This is a genomic window from Undibacterium sp. GW821-FHT11H02, assembly GCF_058808015.1.
This window is the reverse complement of the sequence record NZ_JBXARG010000004.1, coordinates 46,749-66,618: the sequence shown is the minus strand read 5'-3', so window position 1 is coordinate 66,618 and position 19,870 is coordinate 46,749. Positions and strand designations below refer to the sequence as shown.

At 46.3% G+C, this 19,870-nt stretch carries 17 protein-coding genes; 2 read left to right on the top strand and 15 right to left on the bottom strand.

The genetic code is table 11. The annotated features are described in order from the left end of the window. Positions 1 to 82 precede the first annotated feature (82 nt). From AC1RR2_RS05545 to AC1RR2_RS05525, 5 genes are all read right to left on the bottom strand, one after another. A complete protein-coding gene (locus AC1RR2_RS05545; RefSeq protein ID WP_493221305.1) occupies positions 83 to 697 on the bottom strand; it encodes a nucleotide-binding protein in 615 nt (204 codons plus the stop codon). A gap of 115 nt (positions 698 to 812) precedes the next feature. Further along, entirely contained in the window at positions 813 to 1,538 is a 726-nt protein-coding gene (locus AC1RR2_RS05540) for a pseudouridine synthase (RefSeq protein WP_493221304.1), read from the bottom strand. Between the two features lie 121 nt (positions 1,539 to 1,659). Further along, positions 1,660 to 2,862 carry a M24 family metallopeptidase gene (locus AC1RR2_RS05535; protein WP_493221303.1) on the bottom strand — a complete coding sequence of 401 codons (1,203 nt, stop codon included), beginning with the start codon at positions 2,860 to 2,862 and terminating at the stop codon, positions 1,660 to 1,662. 231 nt (positions 2,863 to 3,093) lie between these two features. Beyond that, positions 3,094 to 4,287: an aminotransferase-like domain-containing protein gene (locus AC1RR2_RS05530; protein WP_493221302.1), complete on the bottom strand. Its 1,194-nt coding sequence runs from the start codon at positions 4,285 to 4,287 to the stop codon at positions 3,094 to 3,096. A 96-nt stretch (positions 4,288 to 4,383) separates the two neighbouring features. Then, positions 4,384 to 4,842 carry a RidA family protein gene (locus tag AC1RR2_RS05525; protein WP_493221301.1) on the bottom strand — a complete coding sequence of 153 codons (459 nt, stop codon included), beginning with the start codon at positions 4,840 to 4,842 and terminating at the stop codon, positions 4,384 to 4,386. A gap of 422 nt (positions 4,843 to 5,264) precedes the next feature. Between AC1RR2_RS05525 and AC1RR2_RS05520 the strand changes: the two genes are divergently transcribed. Continuing rightward, positions 5,265 to 6,719 (top strand): aminotransferase-like domain-containing protein, encoded by a 1,455-nt coding sequence (locus tag AC1RR2_RS05520; protein WP_493221300.1) that lies wholly within the window; start codon positions 5,265 to 5,267, stop codon positions 6,717 to 6,719. A 19-nt stretch (positions 6,720 to 6,738) separates the two neighbouring features. On the opposite strand, the gene AC1RR2_RS05515 is transcribed toward AC1RR2_RS05520, so the two are convergent. The 3 genes from AC1RR2_RS05515 to AC1RR2_RS05505 all read right to left on the bottom strand — a co-directional run bounded on the left by AC1RR2_RS05515 (position 6,739) and on the right by AC1RR2_RS05505 (position 9,870). Then, the gene (locus AC1RR2_RS05515; RefSeq protein WP_493221299.1) at positions 6,739 to 7,884 is read right to left on the bottom strand and encodes a hypothetical protein; all 1,146 of its coding nucleotides are present in this window, start codon (positions 7,882 to 7,884) and stop codon (positions 6,739 to 6,741) included. Then, a complete protein-coding gene (locus tag AC1RR2_RS05510; protein ID WP_493221298.1) occupies positions 7,881 to 8,378 on the bottom strand; it encodes a hypothetical protein in 498 nt (165 codons plus the stop codon). The genes AC1RR2_RS05515 and AC1RR2_RS05510 overlap by 4 nt, the downstream gene beginning before the upstream one ends. Before the next feature lie 364 nt (positions 8,379 to 8,742). Next, on the bottom strand, positions 8,743 to 9,870 hold the full coding sequence (locus AC1RR2_RS05505; RefSeq protein WP_493221297.1) for a GGDEF domain-containing protein: 1,128 nt from the start codon (positions 9,868 to 9,870) through the stop codon (positions 8,743 to 8,745). A 385-nt stretch (positions 9,871 to 10,255) separates the two neighbouring features. Here AC1RR2_RS05505 and cysS point away from each other — a divergent pair, with 385 nt between their 5' ends. Then, positions 10,256 to 11,632 carry a cysteine--tRNA ligase gene (gene cysS / locus AC1RR2_RS05500; RefSeq protein WP_493221499.1) on the top strand — a complete coding sequence of 459 codons (1,377 nt, stop codon included), beginning with the start codon at positions 10,256 to 10,258 and terminating at the stop codon, positions 11,630 to 11,632. 491 nt (positions 11,633 to 12,123) lie between these two features. Here cysS and AC1RR2_RS05495 read toward each other — a convergent pair whose 3' ends face one another. From AC1RR2_RS05495 to infB, 7 genes are all read right to left on the bottom strand, one after another. Next, positions 12,124 to 12,984 (bottom strand): hypothetical protein, encoded by an 861-nt coding sequence (locus AC1RR2_RS05495; RefSeq protein WP_493221296.1) that lies wholly within the window; start codon positions 12,982 to 12,984, stop codon positions 12,124 to 12,126. A gap of 16 nt (positions 12,985 to 13,000) precedes the next feature. Then, complete coding sequence (locus tag AC1RR2_RS05490) at positions 13,001 to 14,137, bottom strand: acyltransferase family protein (protein ID WP_493221295.1); 1,137 nt, start codon at positions 14,135 to 14,137, stop codon at positions 13,001 to 13,003. An 87-nt stretch (positions 14,138 to 14,224) separates the two neighbouring features. Further along, complete coding sequence (locus AC1RR2_RS05485; protein WP_493221294.1) at positions 14,225 to 14,677, bottom strand: cupin domain-containing protein; 453 nt, start codon at positions 14,675 to 14,677, stop codon at positions 14,225 to 14,227. Positions 14,678 to 14,710: 33 nt separating this feature from the next. Continuing rightward, positions 14,711 to 15,247, bottom strand: a complete 537-nt coding sequence (locus tag AC1RR2_RS05480) for a DUF924 family protein (protein ID WP_493221293.1) — start codon at positions 15,245 to 15,247, stop codon at positions 14,711 to 14,713. A 117-nt stretch (positions 15,248 to 15,364) separates the two neighbouring features. Next, the gene (truB, locus tag AC1RR2_RS05475) at positions 15,365 to 16,312 is read right to left on the bottom strand and encodes a tRNA pseudouridine(55) synthase TruB (protein WP_493221292.1); all 948 of its coding nucleotides are present in this window, start codon (positions 16,310 to 16,312) and stop codon (positions 15,365 to 15,367) included. Between the two features lie 128 nt (positions 16,313 to 16,440). Beyond that, positions 16,441 to 16,839: a 30S ribosome-binding factor RbfA gene (gene rbfA / locus AC1RR2_RS05470; RefSeq protein WP_493221291.1), complete on the bottom strand. Its 399-nt coding sequence runs from the start codon at positions 16,837 to 16,839 to the stop codon at positions 16,441 to 16,443. A gap of 136 nt (positions 16,840 to 16,975) precedes the next feature. Further along, positions 16,976 to 19,864, bottom strand: a complete 2,889-nt coding sequence (gene infB / locus AC1RR2_RS05465) for a translation initiation factor IF-2 (protein WP_493221290.1) — start codon at positions 19,862 to 19,864, stop codon at positions 16,976 to 16,978. Positions 19,865 to 19,870 lie beyond the last annotated feature (6 nt).

Sequence of the window (19,870 nt, the reverse complement as noted above, 5' to 3'; positions counted from 1 at the left end):
AGCGATGGTCTAGCTTGCCTTTTCATGGTGAGGCGGTTTTATTTTTTATTTATATTCGTTCTTTGCTGCCCGACATGAGCGTCTATTTCTTGGACACCCAATGCAAAATTTCATCCCACTGCGCTAAATCCTTCTCCACCTTGGACGGCGCGACATCCCACAAAGTCGCACCATGCGCCGCTAATTGAATATAGTTTTGGGTATCACGCAAATAACCTAGCACTGGTAAGCCCAATTGCGTGACGTAATGTGCCAATTGATCGGCGGCTTTAGTTCGGGCATTAACGCGCATCCCCAATACACCTACCTCACATTTTTCATCCCGTTTTGCCAACTTTTTGAGAAAATCTTCGGTCGCCAAAATGTCGAACATCGAAGCCTGCAAAGGGACGACAACTTTATGTGCAATCTTTAAGATGGCATCTAGCTTATTGCCCTTAATTCCCGCTGGCGTATCAATCACAACATGGCTGGTACCCTTGGGCGGCTTAACAATATTTCCCTCAGATATTTCCCAACTAGCAATCGCTGGCAAATGCCCTGGTCGCAAGGATAGCCACGCCTTAGAAGAGTGCTGCGCATCTGCATCGCCCAGCATCACCGCATGTCCTTGCGCAGCAAAATAGCCAGCCAGATTGGTAGAAAAAGTGCTTTTACCAACGCCACCTTTGGGGTTCATCACCGCGATCACTAACATACGTATTCCTTATCGACTGAAACAGCAGAGAAAAGAAACTACCTCAAGCCTACGACGCATAAAAGTCAAATCGATGACGCCACTTCCCATCATTGATCTAACTACAAACAGGCTTTTAGCGCTCGACATCCGGAACCAATAAAGCCAGATGTTCTGGCTCTAAATAGCACCATTCGCCTTCTTCCAAACCTAAACTAGCTAAATTGAGTTGACCTATAGCTGTGCGTTTTAATGCAGCACAGTGGTTTCCAGCCGCCGCTAACATGCGTTTTACTTGATGGTATTTTCCCTGTTCCAACACAATTTGCAACTGAAATTCACCAAGCTGAACACAACTTTGTGCAGCTAAAGCTTCGGGTTCATCATGCAATTGCACGCCGGACAATAATTTCTCAACAAGTTCTTCAGTCACAGGCTCCGCCGTCGTCGCCACATACAATTTGGGAATATGTCGCTTAGGTGACGATTGCGCATGAATAAATGGTCCGTCGTCAGACATCAACAACATTCCTGTGGTGTCGTGATCCAGACGTCCAACTGGTTGTACGTCGCGCCAACTCAATTGCTCAGGCAAGAGCGTCAGTACGCCGGGATGATGGGATGGCTTGCGCGAGCATTCAAAATTGGCAGGTTTATTTAAGCACAAATAAATATGCTCACGGTAAGTCCACTCTTCGTCGAAAATCGTGAACACCAGACCCTGAGTTTCTATGATTTCTTTGTAGTTATCATGAACCTCACCATTGATGGTAATTTCACCATCTTCGATCAGTTCGCGGCAATATTTACGGGTACCGAAGCCTTGCGATTGCAAGATGCGGTCAAAAGACAATTTACTCATGTTGGAAAGCTCTATAGATGCGAGCCTGCATTTTACCCGCTAAGAATGACTAGAAGCAAAAAAGCCTGCGCGTGCAGACTTTTTTGTAAGCTTGGTACTTTATCAATTCTCAAGTGTCAACTCAAACACCGAAGGGAGCATCCACCGCATGACTTTGTCCAGTAAACCACTTTGGCCCCTGCTCCGTCATATAAAAATGATCTTCAAGACGAATGCCAAATTCACCGTCCAGACAAATCATGGGTTCATTACTAAAACACATACCCACTGCCAATGGGGTTTTATTCCCTTTAACCAGATAGGTCCACTCATGAATATCGAGACCTATCCCATGCCCAGTGCGGTGGGGCAAGCCTGGTGTCTTATACCCAGGCCCCAAGCCTGCAGCTTCTAATACACGGCGCGCGGCAGCATCTACCTCTTCACAAGCGACGCCGATTTGCGCCGCTTCGAAAGCGGCAGCTTGCGCCGCCTTTTCTAAATCCCACATACTGCGTTGACGCGCCGTCGGCTCGCCAAAAACATAACTGCGCGTAATGTCGGAATGGTAGCGTTCTATCATGCAGCCCGTATCAATCAACACCATATCACCCTCTTTCAAGTATTGCACGCCATCTGGGCCATGTGGGATCGATGTCGGCAGACCGAAACTGACTATGCAAAAGGTAGAGCTACTGCCGCCAAAAGCACGATGCGCCTGATTAATAAAGTCGGCAACTTCAACGGATGAAATTCCTTCACGTAAAATTTTCGCAGTTCGCCTTTGTACTTCTAAAGTAATATTTTTGGCCGCTTGCATCAAGGCGATTTCATTCGATGATTTATGCATACGACACTCTGCAGTAATCAACATCCCATTCACGATGGAATAAGAGGACAAAGCTTGTCGCAATCCATCTGCAATAAAAAACGGAGCCGCTTCATCCAAAGCGACTTTACCCTGCAAATTCTCATCCTTAAGAATTTGCGCAACTAATGCGTATGGACTTTCATCTTCTTCCCATAAACGAATATCCACTTGATCACCGAGCGTCTCGCGTAATTTAGAATCTTCAAATGCAGGACTCACAAAAATCAATTTACCGGAGTTTGTCATCACCGCACCCACCAGACGTTCACTTTGGTACCAAGATAAGCCCGTGAAATAATACAAGCTAGTACTCGCACTTAAGATTAAAGCCGCGATACCTTGCTGTTGCATCAAATTGCAGGCTTTGTCGCGTCTTTGTTGACGCTCTTGATTGCTAATTGGACGAACATGTGACAAGTCTTTGACAATGCCGGCCAATTCTGCTGCCGCATTTGAGCCACCAATTGAACGCATAATAGATTTCCTTTGTGTCGATTCAAATTAAAAAACGATAAACCAAAAGACTTTAACAAATTATGCTAACTTGGTCTTGTTTCTGCACCGAATAAGCGTGACGAAATCAGCATAATAAAAAAGGCTTGTCATTCTTCTGACAAGCCTTTCTCAATTCCCTTATTGCAATCAGCATCGCGACTTCAAGCAAGCCATATTAGGGACGGCATAGCGACTTCGCTACTAGCATACTTACATACGCGCTTTAATCAAATTACCGATCTTCTCTACGCCTTCGTTAATTTTCTCAGGCGACACGGTCACGAAACTCAGGCGGAAAGTATTGGTTTCAGCCTCATTGGCATAAAATGGTCCACCAGGCACGAAGGCAACATTATTTGCAATCGCCGCGTCCAACAATTCTTTGCTATGAATATGTTTAGGCAAGGTCACCCAGATAAACATACCGCCAATAGGACGAGTCCAACTCACGCCTTCAGGGAAGTGCTTGCCCATCGCTGCCAACATCACATCACATTGTGCTGAGTAAAAGCGACGGATGCTAGGAATATGTTCGTCTAAAAAACCATCTTTAATGACTTCGTAAACCGCCATCTGGGTCAAAGTTGAAGTATGTAAATCAGTCGCTTGTTTTGCCTGTTCTAATTTACGAATCAAAGGCACAGGTGCCACCATATATCCAAGACGTATGCCAGGCGTCAGAATTTTGGAGAACGATCCCAGATAAATCACGCCATTTGGATTCATGTTCAAGAGCTTAGGCAAAGGCTCGCCGCTGTAGCACAGATCGCCATAAGGATTGTCTTCAATCAATGGAATACCCATACGCGCACAAGTTTCCACCAATTCTTGACGACGCTCGACCGACAAAGTACGACCGGTAGGGTTTTGGAAATTAGGCAAAGCGTAAAACAACTTTGCACCCTCACCTTTAGCCGCCACCGACGCCGGCACCACGCCATTTTCATCCATATCGACGGAAACAAATTCAGGGCGATACACGGAAAAAGCCTGCAAAGCACCGAGATAACTCGGCGTCTCTACCAAAATTTTACTACCTTCATCCACCAAGACTTTGGCTAACAAGTCCAAGCCTTGCTGAGAACCCGACACCATCATGATTTGATCCGCGGTGATCGTGCAATCAGCAGTCGATAAGGATTTAGCGATAAATTCACGTAAAGGCGCATAACCATCAGTGGTTCCGTATTGCAGTGCGGTTTTACCATTTTCGGCTAAGACCTTATCAAAAGCCGCACGCATACGATCAACGGGGAAAGTTTCTGGCGAAGGTAAACCACCTGCAAACGAAATCACTTCCGGACGCATCGTTACTTTCAGAATTTCACGAATTGCCGAGCTTTGTAACTGCTCCGCACGTTCAGAAAATTTCCACTCTATTGGTTTTAAATTTTGCAGGCTCATACTTGATTCACTTCAAAGAAAGTTTCAAAACAAATTGTTTTGCTGAACATCTGGAACATCACATTCAGACAAAATTCAGACTCTAAAAATTGACCCTCAGGCGATCTCAGCAATCATTTCAATTTCTACACAGGCGCCCAAAGGAATTTGCGCCACACCAAAAGCAGAGCGTGCGTGTTTACCTTGTTCACCAAAAATCTCACCGATCAATTCAGAAGCGCCATTGGTCACCAAATGTTGCTCGGTAAAGTCGGACGTTGAATTGACCAGACTCATTAATTTCACAATACGTTTAACACGATTCAAATCACCGCCACAAGCATCTTGCAAGGTCGCCAGTAAGTCAATGGCAATCAAACGTGCTGCCTCTTTGCCTTCGGCTGTTTCCATATTCTTACCTAATTGCCCTACCCAGACCTTGCCCTCTTTCTTCGCAATGTGACCTGACAGAAATACAGTATTGCCGGTTTGTGCATGCATCACGTACGCAGCAGCAGGTGCCGCAACGGCTGGCAATTCAATATTCAAAGCTTTTAATTTTTCATAAACTGACATAAACGTTCCTCAACAAAGTGATTCCGCAAAACACAGCGGCAATTCAAAAATGCTTCAACAGCAACAGCCGACATTGTAAGGTGCAAGCAAGGGCAAGACCACAGTGGAATTTAAAAACAATCAAAAACCCGTCAAATATTCTTGATTTTGGCGCTTTTTTTGTCAGCGAATAAAATAAAACCAAGTAATAGCGACAAAATGGATGCTCCTTCATTGATCCTCAACACCACTAGAAAACCACTGAGAGGCGACCACTTCTTGTGCTATCCTAACCGCAAAAACCAATACAGTACCAATACAATTCATGTAATAGATTTCACACTGTCATGGCACTTTTACCATTACACAAAGCCCTAACGAATAAATGATCCAAAACTAAGATCCAATTCACAGGCTTCATGAAATCGTGGAGATTACTCAAAATGCGTTCAAGTTCTAAAGTAAGTAATTTAGCGATAGGCTCTATGGTGTCGCGTGATTCAGGTGGCTCACTGGTGGAGCAAATCGTGCGCTCTGTAGCCTGCCGCATTGATGACAAATTATTGCGTACCGGTTCACGTATGCCATCAATACGGCAATTCGCCGACGAACAAAAGGTATCCCGCTTTACGGTGGTGGAAGCCTATGATCGCCTAGTCGCAAATGGCTATCTGGAATCGCGGCGTGGCTCTGGTTTTTTTGTACGGGAACGCGCTTCATTGATCAACAACAGCGCGCCAAATAACCTCAATGCCTCCAACATCCCAAGCTCACAACAGCCCGATGTGGTGTGGTTAGTGCGTAATATGCTGCGCCAATTGCCGCAGCAGAAAATGCCCGGTTCAGGCTTATTGCCGCACGAATGGTTAGACGGCGAATTAGTTGCCAATGGCCTGCGCGCCGTGAGTCGTCTGAACCAAAGCCTGCTGCTGCATTACGGTACGCAACAAGGCTTTCTGCCGTTTCGCCAACAGTTGCAATTGAAATTGGCCGAATTAGAAATCGCGGCGGCTCCCGAACAAATCGTTACTACCAACGGTGTCACGCAGGCACTCGATTTAGTTGCACGCGAATTTACCCAACCCGGCGATACCATTTTTGTCGACGATCCAGCCTGGTTTTTAATGTTTGGAACCTTCGCAACTTTAGGTACCAAAGTCATAGGCATCCCGCGCTTGCATGATGGTCCTGATGTTAACAAACTCGCTGAATTAGCCGCATTGCATAAGCCCAAGCTGTATATCATTCATTCGGTATTACACAACCCGACCTCGACTTCCTTGTCGGCAGCGAAAGCGTTTCAAGTTCTCAAAACCGCCGAGCAACATGATTTCATGATTGTGGAAGATGATATTTATTGCGATATGCACCCGGGTTCATCGGTACAAGCTGCAACCCGACTAGCCGCTTTGGATCAGCTCAATCGGGTGATCTACCTAGGCGGCTTTTCCAAAACCTTAGCGGCAAATTTGCGCGTGGGATTTATCGCGACTTCGCATGAAACTGCGATCCGGTTGGCCGACCGCAAAATGTTATCTAGTCTGACCACGAATGAAATTAGCGAACGTGTAGTTCATAAGATTTTGTCGGAAGGCCATTATCGCAAACACGTTGATAGGATACGTGGCAAACTCGACACGGCGCGCAATGAGGTCACGGCACGCGTCGAAAAATTAGGCATGAGAGTGGAATACCGTACCCCAGCGGGTATGTTTTTGTGGGTAGACACAGGTAATGACACCATCGCCTTAACCGAAAAAGCGTTCGAAAAAGGTTTTCTGCTGGCGCCCGGAAGTCTGTTTTCGCCACACCAATTGCCCTCGACCAAAATGCGTTTGAATGTAGCTGCGATGTCAGACACGAGCGTCTGGGATTTTTTGCAAAATGAATTGAAATAATCTCATAAATTCTATAGAGCTATGACGGTTTACTGGTAAATGCAACCAAAAATCTATCCATCGCAGCGAACAGAATTTCCACGCTATAACCAGCCAAAAAAGCTAGGGCAAACGGAGACAGAGACTTGAATATGCCGCCATCACTATTTTCAGGAATCACAAACCAGGCGAACACCATGCCGCCCAAGGTTCCTAGATAAAGACGGATGCGAAAACCCACATTCGATGCTTCTGAATAAGTGCGGGCAGTGATCTCTGCCGCCAAGGTGCGCAGTACATATACACAGGTTCCCAATAAACCGTAAAGCAGAGGCAAAAGATAACGTTGCAATGCATCTAACAAGAGATTAGACGACTGTAACAAAATGGAATTGAGGTAGATTTTTTTCTCAGCGGGATTGTCGACCTCAATTTGCGGACTAGGCAAAAACAGGGCCCAAATACGACTCCACACATACAGCGATTCATAACTGGAATCCTTCTGAAACCCATAGCTTTCGACTTGCGCTTTGAGGCTGAGGTTGATCGCATCTTGTGCCGCGTTTCCACTACTTAAAACGCCCTCCCCGGTATTGGCATTCACTGCATTTGTCGCGTTCAGTGCCTGCAACTTTGCTGCCGTCCACTTGGCAGAAGAGTCCGTATATTTTTCTGAGATTTTTTGTATATCGCTGGTAATTTTGCTGCCAAACAGCCAATAAATTTGTATCGTCAGCAAAGTACATAAAGTCACAATGGCCAAGCTGGTGTACCAACGCACCGCACTACGCGCTAATGAAATTTTCTTCACTCTTAACCCGAACACAACACGTGTTTCGAATTCATCAGGATCAAGTATCGATTGCAAACTATTCACCGAGACCGGTGCAACGGCTTTTGCCAAAGTGTTAAACGCCAGCCAAAATGCGGTTTCAGCCTCATTACTCATTTGATTTGACGCATATAAACTACCGCTAGCAACAATCACTTTGATCACAGATTCATCAAGCTGCGTAGCATTTTGTGAAGCATAAGCCAATAAGATTTGTGATTCGCGAATTGAGCTACCTAGACTGGCATTATTTTGTTTATCGACATTCGTTTTTTCTAGCTGATTTTTTGACTGAGTATCATCAACTGAGGGTGTCGCGAGTGCAGGCGCGACTGCTTGGTTTTCATCATTCATCTTTTTACCTCAATCACAAATTTACAGGCTTTCAATTTATTTTCTGGCGTTGGACAAATAACGGGAACACCCGAGGCATACACCAAATCCACGCGCCACCAACCTGGCGTCAATTGCTGCTTTCCACTCCAAACCCGCCAGCGAAACGCCCCTGTCGCATCGACTTCAAACGCTAATTTTTGCAGCGACTCTTTTTTACCAACCGATAGATCAACTGCCAAATCCAGCGTATCCGGACTTTCGGCAGCGATCGCATCGCTTTGGTATTTGTACCATTCATGTCGTATCGGCATACTGCCTTTACTGCTATTTTGCAATCGAGCCAATAAGGCAGCCGAGCCTTGTAACTGCATCCACAAAAATGCTTTTTTACCGCGAATAGCTTGCGTTAGTTTTTTCTGAAACTGGCGCGTCTGACGATCTACCTCATCTGTCCAGACAAAACTCTCAACACGCACGTCAGCTGTTGCATCGGCAGCACGCTGAATTGCCAAATCATTTGCTTGAGCCACAGATGTAAAAAAACACTCACATGATGCAAGCACAAATAACAGACTTAGTTGCCTTAAATTTATTTTCAATGTCGACATATTCCCTCATTAAGGGTAATGAAAAACAAAAATAGTAGACTTCAAAAGAAAGAATAAAAGTCTTGCTTAATTTTTTACTTGAATTACTACAAACAATTCAAGTATCAAACAAAAATATTTTATAAACAAGGAATACTTCGGTCGCTGTTGCAGCAAAAACAAATGTAAAAATGCTGGTGACAAAAATGACACCAGCAGATTCAAAGATAAGAAGGATAAAAAGAATTAAAAAGGGTAAAGCGAGTGGAAAGTAAGTACTACCATCAATTCAGGCGAATACTTCTTGGTCGGTGACGGGTGCGGTCAAAGTCTGTCTGGCGGCGTGCTGTGCCTTATGTAGCGCATCTTCAGCTCGACGTAACATACTTTCTATCGTGTCACCTTCCAACATGGTAGCGACCCCTATACTGGCGCTGACTTTTAATTCCTTGCCAGAAGCAGCAACCGGCATTGCGACTATCGTTGCTTGCGCGCGCGCCGCAATTTTACTAGCGATTTCTTCATTCGCCTCGGGTAACAGTACACTAAACTCTTCAGCACTATAACGGGCTAAGCAATCATAACTGCGGGTAGCACGACGCATGCGTTTGCTCACTTCGACCAAGACCATATCTCCGGCATTAGCGCCATGTTCACTATTAATTTGCTTTAAATGATCAAGGTCTAGCATCAATAGCGACAGCGGTTTTCCCAGGCGCAGATGTCTTTGCAATTCACTATCGGTGACGCGCAAGAACTCGCGGCGATTGGCTATGCCAGTTAAAGGATCGGTGTTTTCTTTGCGCTGCAATTCCAGCTCCGCGCTCAAAATTTTCTTGCGATATGCCTGCCTTTGCGCAGCTAATATTTGTCCTGAGTAAGCACTGAGTAACAGAGCTGTTAATACCGTCAATTGAAATGCCGTAGAAGAAAAAGTCTTAGTCAAAGATAAGGTGACGCAAGCAAAAAAATAGGCAATCACGACTTGCCTTAGTCGCGCCGCACGCAAAGGTATAGCAATTGACACCATCAAACAAATCCAGGCATCGATAAAAAAATGGCCGAGATAATAGACAGGTGCGATGACATTGCCAGACAATTGCACCAACATCACTGCAATAGTCCAACGATATAATTGTTTCTCTAATATTGGGCGATGCAAACTACTGCCAGCTCGTCTGTCCTGACCTGCCTTCAAGGGCCGCAGCAAGTACCAGCTTACGACTAACATGAGCCCACGCAAGGCCAGCATCATCCAGAAATTTTGCGTCCAGCCCAATAGCGAAAAATCGATATATAACAAAGGCCAATTTGCCCACATAAAAAACCGCAACACATTGCGTGCTTGCATTTGATCTTGTGACTGGCAGTGCGCGCGAAACTCGTCAGGTGTCACTTCTGGATATTGCGCTAACATAGGTCTCCCCTAGCTGTTTGTGGCCAGCTTTAATTCTTTCCGACATTGTTCATTTTTTATCAGGATTAATTGCCGCAAGGCATAAATTCAGTGTAGCGCTTTGGGCAAACAAAGCAAATCGTTTGCGGTGGCAAAATAAGAAATCCGCCCAATTCCGTGCCTGATTTGCATCATGCGTCAGGTTTCTGTTTTAAAAATCAGAAATTTCCATGAATTTGAAAAGCTTTCACTAGCTCAGAGAGCAGAATTCAAAGAGGAATTCAGCGATAATAACGCTTTAGCATTACGCTACCGAATTTAGACCCGATTGATTTAAGCTTGCGACTAACAAAGCTGCCTCGATCTCGTACAAAGTCTGATTACTTCTTATTTCAACCATTACCTAATCAACATGCAACTCTACGACAACTGGGAACGCGTCCTCCGCCCTTTCACTCCGATACACCAAGACTGGGTAGGTTTGTATTGCTGCGGCCCAACCGTGTATGACTACGCCCATATTGGCAATCTGCGCACCTATCTATTTGAAGATGTCTTGCGCCGCGCTTTGGAGCTCAATGGCTACAACGTGCGTCACGTCGTTAACATCACCGACGTTGGTCATTTGGTATCCGACGGTGATGATGGCGAAGACAAGATGGAAAAAGGTTCACGTCGAACTGGTCAAACTGCGTGGGAAATCGCTGAGAAATATACGGTGGCATTCAAAGAAGATGTTCAGCGTTTAAACATCTTAGAACCAAAAATCTGGTGCAAAGCGACCGATCACATTGTTGAGCAAATCGATTTCATCAGCGTCATCGAAGAAAAAGGCTATACCTATCGCACTTCGGATGGCGTCTATTTCGACACCTCGAAACAAGACGACTACGGCTATCTCGCTCGCCTTAATCGTGAAGGCTTAGAAGCAGGCAAACGAGTCGAGATCGGCGAAAAGAAAAATGCTACCGACTTCGCGTTATGGAAATTCAGTCCTGAAGGCAGCACCCGTCAAATGGAATGGGACAGCCCATGGGGCCGCGGCTTCCCTGGCTGGCATATTGAATGCTCGGCGATGTCGGCCAAATACCTAGAACCTTGGTTTGATATTCACTGCGGCGGCGAAGACCATATCGCCATTCACCACAGCAATGAAATCGCGCAAAACCAAGCGTGCCACGGCACACGTTTAGCCAACTTCTGGATGCATGGCTACTTCTTGCAAATCGATGCGGGCAAGATGTCCAAATCCAGCGGTGACTTTTTGCGTTTGCAAACACTGATCGACGACAATATCGACCCACTCGCCTATCGTTGGTTGTGTTTGTCGGCCCACTATCGCAGCCAACTCAACTTCAGCTGGGAATCTTTGAAAGCTTCACAAACTGGCTTAAATCGTCTACGCGAAACTTACTTCAATTTGCCTGCTGGCGGCAGCATCAACCAAGACTACGCAGACCGTTTCAAGGCCGAAGTTGATCAAGATTTGAACTTACCGAAGGCGATTGCCGTCATGTGGGAAATGTTGAAATCCAACGTGAGTGACGCCGACAAAAAAGCCACGCTCGATTATTTCGATCAGATGCTGGGCCTCAATTTGAAGGCTTGGGAGCCTAAGAAAACCGAAATTCCTGCGGACATTTTGGACTTAGTCGAACAACGTAAGATCGCACGTCAAAACAAGGTGTGGGCAGAGTCTGATCGCTTACGTGATGCGATTAAGGCGGCTGGATTTGAAGTTGAAGATACGCCTGCTGGGATGGTGGTGAAAGCGGCGGGGTAAGCTTAAGATTTGGTGAAACCTTGCGCAATCGAATAGCAGTTTTGATTGCTATTCGATTCATGAACACAATCACCCAAATCGAAAATCAAATTCAACATGTAGGGCAGGTGCAGCCCCATCAGCGCTAAGCAAAATCGAAAAGAAAAACTAAAACCTCTCAACACAGAGACACAGAGGTATCGAGAAAGGCAAGAGATAGCTAAAATTCTCCCAATTCGCTCAGAAAAAAATTTCCTCTGTGCATTCTCCAAACCTCTGGTGCGCAGCATGCTGCTTACCTGTGCTTAATGGTTTTTGGCATTTGCTTAGCGCCTATGGGGTGCAACCCGCGCTGTAATTTCCCTCAACGATGGATCGTTCAAATAAATTCTTTCCCAGTGAAACATCGGTGTGTCATTTTGAAAGTTCTGGCGGCGCGGGTTGCACGCGCCCTTCTACAAACTTGAACTATTTTCAAAGAAAAATATTTCTAAACTTTGTCGTTTCTTGCTTTAAGAATTTCTCCGCATCACCAAAACCGCAAAATATCCCATCACCGGCCCCGCCCCAAATCCCAACAGAGGCATAGGTGTCAAACCTAAATAAGCGCAAATCATGATCGCGATGTAGTACAGCGCGATCGGCATCAATTCCGGCATACTGCGCTTGATGCCGATGTAAAGCAAGCCAATCGGAATGATAGCTAGGCTTAACACAGCGACTAGCATCGTGAAGATGTCGATACTGCTTGCTAACTGAATCACGCCTTCAACATAAGCTACGGCTTGAAGCGGATCTGGTTGTTGCCAACTCCAATAGCAGAGCAAGCCCAAGATAATACTCATCGCGACTTTCAGCACGAAGCTCCCCATGCGATGCCAGACAATAAAAAGCGCTGCGAAGCTGAAGGCGCTAACTTGTGAGGCGTCTGGTTGCATTGCCAATAGTACGGAGAAGCTTAACATCAGTACCATATTGAACGGCACCGAGAATTGCAAACGCCAATGCAGTCTGGCGAGCAAGTACAAAGCTAAAGGCAAAACGGCTGCTGAAAAATACAAACGTAGTCCGCCAAGTTTGAGCCAGCGACTTGGATTTGATGCTTCAGAAAATGCGAAACACGCTGCCAATCCGAGCAACATCAGTACAAGCACTGTCACTCCATTTTGGATCTGTTGCGGCATGGACGAATGACGTTCGGCATCTTTATGGCGATTCGTTCTATCTGTCCAGAGCACATAGATCATTCCTATGAACGCCGCAGCCATCTGCTGCACTTGCAATGACTGCCCAGCTCCAGCCAAGCGCATTAAAAGTACGCTACCGATAAGGCTAGGAAAAGCAAACAAAATCAACAACCAACTTGTGCGCATTAACTCTCTCCTCAATTTACTTCATGCACGAACGCAAATATCGCATAGCTGGCGCACTAAGCCAGCGTTCCAGCACAACACCTAACAACAAACAGGCAAGCACCACAGGCACGTACACAGCAAACGTCCAGCGCATATTCTCACCAAAGTAGGCACGATACATAGTGCAAACCGATAAGACGATGAACATATGGCTGAGATAGATTTCATAACTCAAATACCCCATCTTCGCCAACCATTGCCAGCCCCATCGTGGACGGGGCGTAAGACGCTGAGCGGCAAACACTAAGAGGCAGGCGGACAGGCACAAGAGCAGCATGCTGTGGCCATGAATCACTTTCCACACTTCGCTGCCGAAGAAATAGATCGCGATCAGTCCAATACCGCCCAAGACCGCAATCGAACGTGCAAACTGCTCACTGATTTTCCAGACCTGTGCAAGTAGTGCAGTCAACGCGCCAAACGCGATAGCCGACATGGCGGGCAAGTAAGCTTTCTCCTTCCAAATTTCATTACCGACTATCGCTTCGCGTGTCCAGGGTAGAGAGAATGCCAAGATCAATAACGCTGCTACCAACCAACGTCGAGGCAAAACAATACAAAGCACCGGAAACGCGAGATAAAAAACCTCTTCGATAGACAAAGACCACAAGACATCCCAAGCGGCTGGCAACCAAGTTGTCTGTCCCTCATACCAATTCAAATGCAAACCTAGCGCAGACAAGAGCGCACGCCCCAAAGTCTGCCCTTTCTCCTGCACGACATAGCCGTCGATGCCGAGCAAATGCATGATGCTAAGCACCATCAATAACAAGGCAAGTAAAGGAAAGATACGGCTAAAACGTTGGCGGTAAAACTGCCGCCAGTTGATGGCACTGAGCTCTCCGTAGTTTTGCAAACAACGCTGGGTAATCAGAAAACCGGACAGTACAAAAAACAGAAACACCGATTCATAGCCATTAAAGCTAATGCCGTTAATGATACGTTTACTTAAATATTCTCCAGCCCAACTCGGTTGCAAGGGCAAGCGAAAACTCATGGCGAGATGATGAATGACGACAAATAAAATAGAAAACCCGCGCAGCAGGTCGATACCGAAATTACGTTGATTTGAATTAAATTTATTTAAAATTGCGTCTTGAGTCGGGTGCATGAAGTGTGGATAAGAATAAGCAAATCCGCATCCTACACAAAGCCTCGTGATAAACCAAGCACTTACTTTTCACTTACTATTCACTTACTACTTAGCGGCGATGTTGGCAGTGCCATTCATGGTTTTGTCGTAAAGAGCTTTACCCTTATCAACGATATGCACCGTGTACAACTTCAAAGAAGTGTCTCCCACCACCTTAAAGCCACCGTGCTGCACCATGCGTAGATTCATCAGACTGGCACCCGTAGGCAAGGTTTGCGGCTCTTTACCTAGCATTTGGATTTGCGCACCCTGCACCACATACAGTGCTTCAATGCCGTGATGTCGGTGTAAATCAATACCGTCACCTGGTTTGTATTCCGCTAGCGAAGCAATCACTTCCATACCGGTAGTTACGCCATTTGGGCCTTGCAGTTCAACTTTTTGTTTCTCTTGGCGTTGCGGGGAATCACTCAAGGCTTGTGCAAGTAAAGTTCCTGCACTACCAAGTGCAATCAATCCAATCGCGAAAACGCATTGTCGAAGTTTGAAACGAATCATGAATATCTCCTCGGTAACCAAGCCAAACAAAGTCTAAAAACGAGAACCTGCTTCTTTCAGAAACTCAATTTCTTCCGCTGTCGATTCACGCCCTAATATCGAATTGCGATGTGGATAGCGACCAAAACGATCGATGATGCGTTTGTGCTTTAACTCAAATTCGTAGTTACCTTGCGGCGCGTGTTCATGAAATAGTTTCTCAGCATAAGCGTGGATGACACGCGATTCGCTATGCATAAACGGCATGTAGAGAAAGTTTCTTTCGACAGGCGTTAAGCCATAATCGGCTTGGGCTCGAATCGCCTCTTGTGCCAAGACTACGGCCATCGCATCTTGGGCAAAGGCTTGCGGCGTGTTGCGATACACATTGCGCGAAAACTGATCGAGGATGATGATTTCGGCTAAGCGACCGTGGTCGTCAGAACGCCACGTATAGAGCTCGCCTGCGGCGGCCTGTAGCATCAAGCCCTGAAAACGAGTTTGTATCAGCTGATCAAATTCAGGATCGACGATCCACCATTTTTTAGGATCGATTTCTTCGAACCAGAATTGAATAATTTGTTGGTACACAGCAGCCCCTTACTTAATCAAGGTATCAGAGCAAGTTACCAGTACAAGCGTGAATAAGCAATCAATTTAAAATCGTCGTTTTGAATATTAGTCCGCTTAAAGAAAGCGTTGACCGGCTTATTGCTGAGCAGTAGAAATCAAGCGTTCTGGTGCTAGAACAGAAAATTCCTGCAATTGCGCAGAACCTAGCAACTGTCTTTCAGATGTATCGTTGGCGATGCGATAGACACGTACTCTCCCCAACTCCTCCGGATGTGCGACCTCTTCTTTGGCCAAAGAGATACGTTGACCTTGCAGAAAACGGCGCGCGAGTTCATCGTTAAGCGTGACTTCAGGGAAGCTGGATAACAGAGCATCGACTGGCGCTAGCAAAGCATGGCGTTGCTCTTCGCTCATCGCTATCAATTGATCAAGCGTGACAGTATTTTCTAAAATCAGATGACCAACTTGCGTGCGGCGCAATGCATTGAGGTGCGCACCACAGCCCAAAGCATTGCCTATGTCTTCACCTAAAACTCGAATGTAGGTGCCTTTGCTACAGCGTACATTCAGAGTCAAAAATGGCGCTTCGTAACTGACAAATTCGAGTAAATGTATTGTCACCGGACGTGCTTCACGTTCTAGTGTAATGCCTTCGCGTGCATATTCGTAGAGTGGCTTCCCATCGCGTTTGAGTGCCGAATACATAGGTGGCACTTGCAAGATATCGCCTCTGAATTGCGCTAACACAGTTTGAATTTGTGCTTCCGTGATATTGACTTCACGTGTTTGTATGACCTCACCTTCGGTATCACCCGTGTTGGTGCTGACACCCAGATGTACCACAGTCTGATATGTTTTATCTGCATCCAACAAATCTGCGGAGAATTTAGTCGCTTCACCAAAACATAGCGGCAACAAACCAGTGGCAAATGGATCCAAAGTACCAGTATGACCCGCTTTAATGGCATTCAGTAAGCGCTTAGCTTTGATTAATGCATCATTACTCGACCAACCCACAGGCTTATCTAATAGCAGCACGCCGTTGATGGGAAGGCGTGTCTTTTTCTTGATGGCTTGATTCATGGTTAAGTCTCAATTAAGGAGCAAAAACTAAAAGCTTTGCTGCAGAGGCGCAGAGGTCGCAGAGATTTTTCTTAAATTTTCTCTGCGACCTCTGCGCCTCTGCGGTTCAAGCTTCTTAATAAACGAAATCAGTCCTCAGAATCGTCTTTATCTTCTGGCACATGCGTTGCATTTGCTTCGTCGATTAATTTCGACATCGCGATACCACGCATAGTGGATGTGTCGTGCACGAAATGTAATTGCGGCAGAGTATGAATACGCAATTTCAAGCCGAGTTGATTGCGCAAAAAGCCTGCGGCTTTATTTAGGCCTTCGAAGGTGTTTTTGATGGCAGCAGGATCATCTGCCAAAGTCGTGAAATACACTTTCGCATGGGCGTAATCAGGCGTCAATTGCACTTCAGTCAGCGTGATCATACCGACGCGCGGATCTTTGAGTTCAGCCCAAATGATTTCAGACAAATCACGTTGAATTTGATCAGCCACGCGCAAACCGCGAGCTGGGATGGATTTACTATTTTTGGCCATAATTTTTCTAACAATACTTTATTCAAAAAACAAAAGACTAAACCGCAGAGGCGCAGAGGTCGCAGAGAATCAAATGACTTCTGCGACCTCTGCGCCTCCGCGGTTCAAAGCTCTTTGTCTTTCTAATGCTAACAGCTTACAGAGTACGGGCAATTTCCTGGATTTCGAAGATTTCTAAGAAATCTCCAACCTGAATATCGTTGTAGGCTTTGAGTGAGAGACCGCACTCCATACCTGCACGAACTTCTTTGGCGTCGTCTTTGTAACGTTTCAAAGAATCCAATTCGCCTGTCCATGTGACCACATTGTTGCGCAACAAACGAACAGAAGACGTACGCTTAACCACACCTTCTGTGACCAAGCAACCTGCAATTGAACCCACTTTGCTGACGGAGAAGACCTGGCGAATTTCGACCATACCAATAATCGTTTCGCGCTTCTCTGGTGCCAACATGCCGGACAAGGCAGACTTGATTTCGTCTACTGCATCGTAAATGATGTTGTAGTAACGGATGTCCACGCCATTCGATTCAGCCAACTTACGGGCGGATGCATCAGCGCGAGTGTTAAAGCCGATGATGACCGCTTTGGAAGCGACTGCCAAGTTGACGTCAGATTCCGAAATACCACCAACGGCTGCATGTACCACTTGTACGCGCACTTCGTTGTTGGACAATTTGACCAAGGATTGAACCAAAGCTTCTTGCGAACCTTGCACGTCGGTTTTGACGATGATAGGCAAGTTTTTGAGTTCGCCTTCGCCCATGTTTTCGAACATGTTTTCGAGCTTCGCTGCTTGCTGCTTCGCCAATTTAACATCACGGTATTTACCTTGACGGAACAAAGCGATTTCACGGGCTTTGCGCTCATCAACCATCACCATCACTTCTTCACCAGCTGCTGGCACTTCGGTCAAACCTTGAATTTCCACTGGAATTGAAGGCCCTGCTTCGCTGATGTTTTTACCGTTTTCATCCAACATCGCACGAACACGACCATAAGACGAACCAGCCAAGACCACATCACCGCGTTTCAAAGTACCGGATTGAACCAAGATCGTTGCAACAGTACCGCGACCTTTATCCAAACGAGATTCAACCACCAAACCTTTAGCTGGCGCATCAACTGGAGCACGCAATTCTAAAACTTCAGCTTGCAACAAAACTTGCTCTAACAAGTCATCAATACCCTGGCCTGTTTTTGCAGACACTGAAACGAACGGTGAATCACCACCATAAGCTTCTGGCACGACGCTTTCAGCAATCAATTCTTGTGTCACGCGATCCGCGTTACCACCTGGTTTATCGATCTTATTGATCGCTACAACCAAAGGCACGCCTGCTGCTTTCGCATGCGCAATCGCTTCTTTGGTTTGCGGCATCACGCCGTCGTCGGCTGCTACGACCAGAATAACGATATCAGTTGCTTTCGCACCACGGGCACGCATCGCGGTAAACGCTTCATGACCTGGCGTATCTAAGAAGGTGATCATGCCACGTGGTGTTTCTACATGGTAGGCACCGATGTGCTGCGTAATACCACCGGCTTCACCGGAAGCCACTTTAGCACGACGAATATAATCGAGCAAAGAAGTTTTACCGTGATCAACGTGACCCATCACCGTAACGACAGGCGCACGTGGTGAGGACTCATATTCTGCGTGCTCTGCGACATCCGTCAACATCGCTTCAGGATCATCGATCTTCGCTGCAAAGGCTTTATGCCCCATTTCTTCCACCAGAATCATTGCTGTTTCTTGGTCAAGAACCTGGTTAATCGTGCACATCTGACCGAGTTTCATCAAATGCTTAATCACTTCAGACGCTTTGACAGACATCTTATGCGCCAACTCAGCAACCGTTAAAGTCTCTGGCACGTACACGTCTTTAACGACTGCTTCAACGGGCACTTGGAAATTAGTTTCTCTATCATCATGATGGTTATTACGGCGGCCTTTAGGTCCGCTCTTCCAACCATCACGACCAACTGGTGCAGCTCCACGTGTTTTCAAACCACCGCCGCGTTTTTTCGCAGCATCTTCTTGCCATGTGGATGACACATTGGCAGACTTAATGGCTTTTTTATCGGTTGGTGCTGCGACTGCTGGCTTCACATCTTTTTTGTCGCCAGGCTTTTTCTCACCAGGCTTTTTATCGGCTGGTTTATGTAAAGTACCTTCGGCAACCTTTGATGGGGCAGCAACAACTGGCGCTGGTGCCTCGACCACTTTTGGCTTACGCGCTGCTAACATCATTTCTTTGATCTGAGCGACTTCGTCAGCGACCTTCTTACGAGCGTTTTCAGCATTTGCAGCACGTGCTGCAGCTTCCTTCACCGCCTCTTTGGCTTCTGCAGCAGCCGCTGTAGCTTTTTTCTTCGCTTCTTCAGTAGCTAAGCGTTTTGCTTCTTCATCAACGGCAGGCGCTTCAGAAGCGACTTGCGAAACCGCTGGTGTCTTGCTTGCTTTCGCACGTTTTTCTTCCGCTTGCTTCGCTTTTTCTGCTTCGGCTTTTGCTTTCGCAGCAGCTTCCGCTTCGCGTGCTGCTTTTGCTTCTGCTTCTTTTTCTGCTTCAAGTTTAGCCAGTTGCTCTTGCTTCTCTAACAGTTCAGCTTCACGACGCGCTGCTAATTCTGCCTCCGCCTGAGCTTCAGCTTCACGACGCGCCATTTCTGCCGGATCAATTGTTATCGCAGGTTTGGCATTTTCTTCAGGCGAACTTTCATCGCGCTTTACGAATGTGCGTTTTTTGCGCACTTCCACTTGTACGGTGCGTGTTTTGCCAGTTGCATCAGCTTGTTTGATCTCGGTCGTTTCCTTGCGAGTCAAAGTGATTTTTTTCTTTTCGGCATCAGGAGCCACGCCGTGTGAACGACGTAAATGTTCCAACAACTTGTCCTTATCTTCTTTGGACAAGATGTCGGACGCAGACGCTTTTGTAACGCCTGCGGCATTCAATTGCGTGAGCAGTAAATCCGCTGACATTTTCAGCTCGGTGGCAAATTGAGCTACATTATTACTCGCCATTCAGTC

What these genes read in the sequence shown, in the direction of transcription:
- AC1RR2_RS05545 (WP_493221305.1), bottom strand. Translation starts at nt 697, where the DNA reads ATGTTAGTGATCGCGGTGATGAACCCCAAAGGTGGCGTTGGTAAAAGC.
- AC1RR2_RS05540 (WP_493221304.1), bottom strand. Translation starts at nt 1,538, where the DNA reads ATGAGTAAATTGTCTTTTGACCGCATCTTGCAATCGCAAGGCTTCGGT.
- AC1RR2_RS05535 (WP_493221303.1), bottom strand. Translation starts at nt 2,862, where the DNA reads ATGCGTTCAATTGGTGGCTCAAATGCGGCAGCAGAATTGGCCGGCATT.
- AC1RR2_RS05530 (WP_493221302.1), bottom strand. Translation starts at nt 4,287, where the DNA reads ATGAGCCTGCAAAATTTAAAACCAATAGAGTGGAAATTTTCTGAACGT.
- AC1RR2_RS05525 (WP_493221301.1), bottom strand. Translation starts at nt 4,842, where the DNA reads ATGTCAGTTTATGAAAAATTAAAAGCTTTGAATATTGAATTGCCAGCC.
- AC1RR2_RS05520 (WP_493221300.1), top strand. Translation starts at nt 5,265, where the DNA reads ATGCGTTCAAGTTCTAAAGTAAGTAATTTAGCGATAGGCTCTATGGTG.
- AC1RR2_RS05515 (WP_493221299.1), bottom strand. Translation starts at nt 7,884, where the DNA reads ATGAATGATGAAAACCAAGCAGTCGCGCCTGCACTCGCGACACCCTCA.
- AC1RR2_RS05505 (WP_493221297.1), bottom strand. Translation starts at nt 9,870, where the DNA reads ATGTTAGCGCAATATCCAGAAGTGACACCTGACGAGTTTCGCGCGCAC.
- AC1RR2_RS05495 (WP_493221296.1), bottom strand. Translation starts at nt 12,984, where the DNA reads ATGCGCACAAGTTGGTTGTTGATTTTGTTTGCTTTTCCTAGCCTTATC.
- AC1RR2_RS05490 (WP_493221295.1), bottom strand. Translation starts at nt 14,137, where the DNA reads ATGCACCCGACTCAAGACGCAATTTTAAATAAATTTAATTCAAATCAA.
- AC1RR2_RS05485 (WP_493221294.1), bottom strand. Translation starts at nt 14,677, where the DNA reads ATGATTCGTTTCAAACTTCGACAATGCGTTTTCGCGATTGGATTGATT.
- truB (WP_493221292.1), bottom strand. Translation starts at nt 16,312, where the DNA reads ATGAATCAAGCCATCAAGAAAAAGACACGCCTTCCCATCAACGGCGTG.
- rbfA (WP_493221291.1), bottom strand. Translation starts at nt 16,839, where the DNA reads ATGGCCAAAAATAGTAAATCCATCCCAGCTCGCGGTTTGCGCGTGGCT.
- infB (WP_493221290.1), bottom strand. Translation starts at nt 19,864, where the DNA reads ATGGCGAGTAATAATGTAGCTCAATTTGCCACCGAGCTGAAAATGTCA.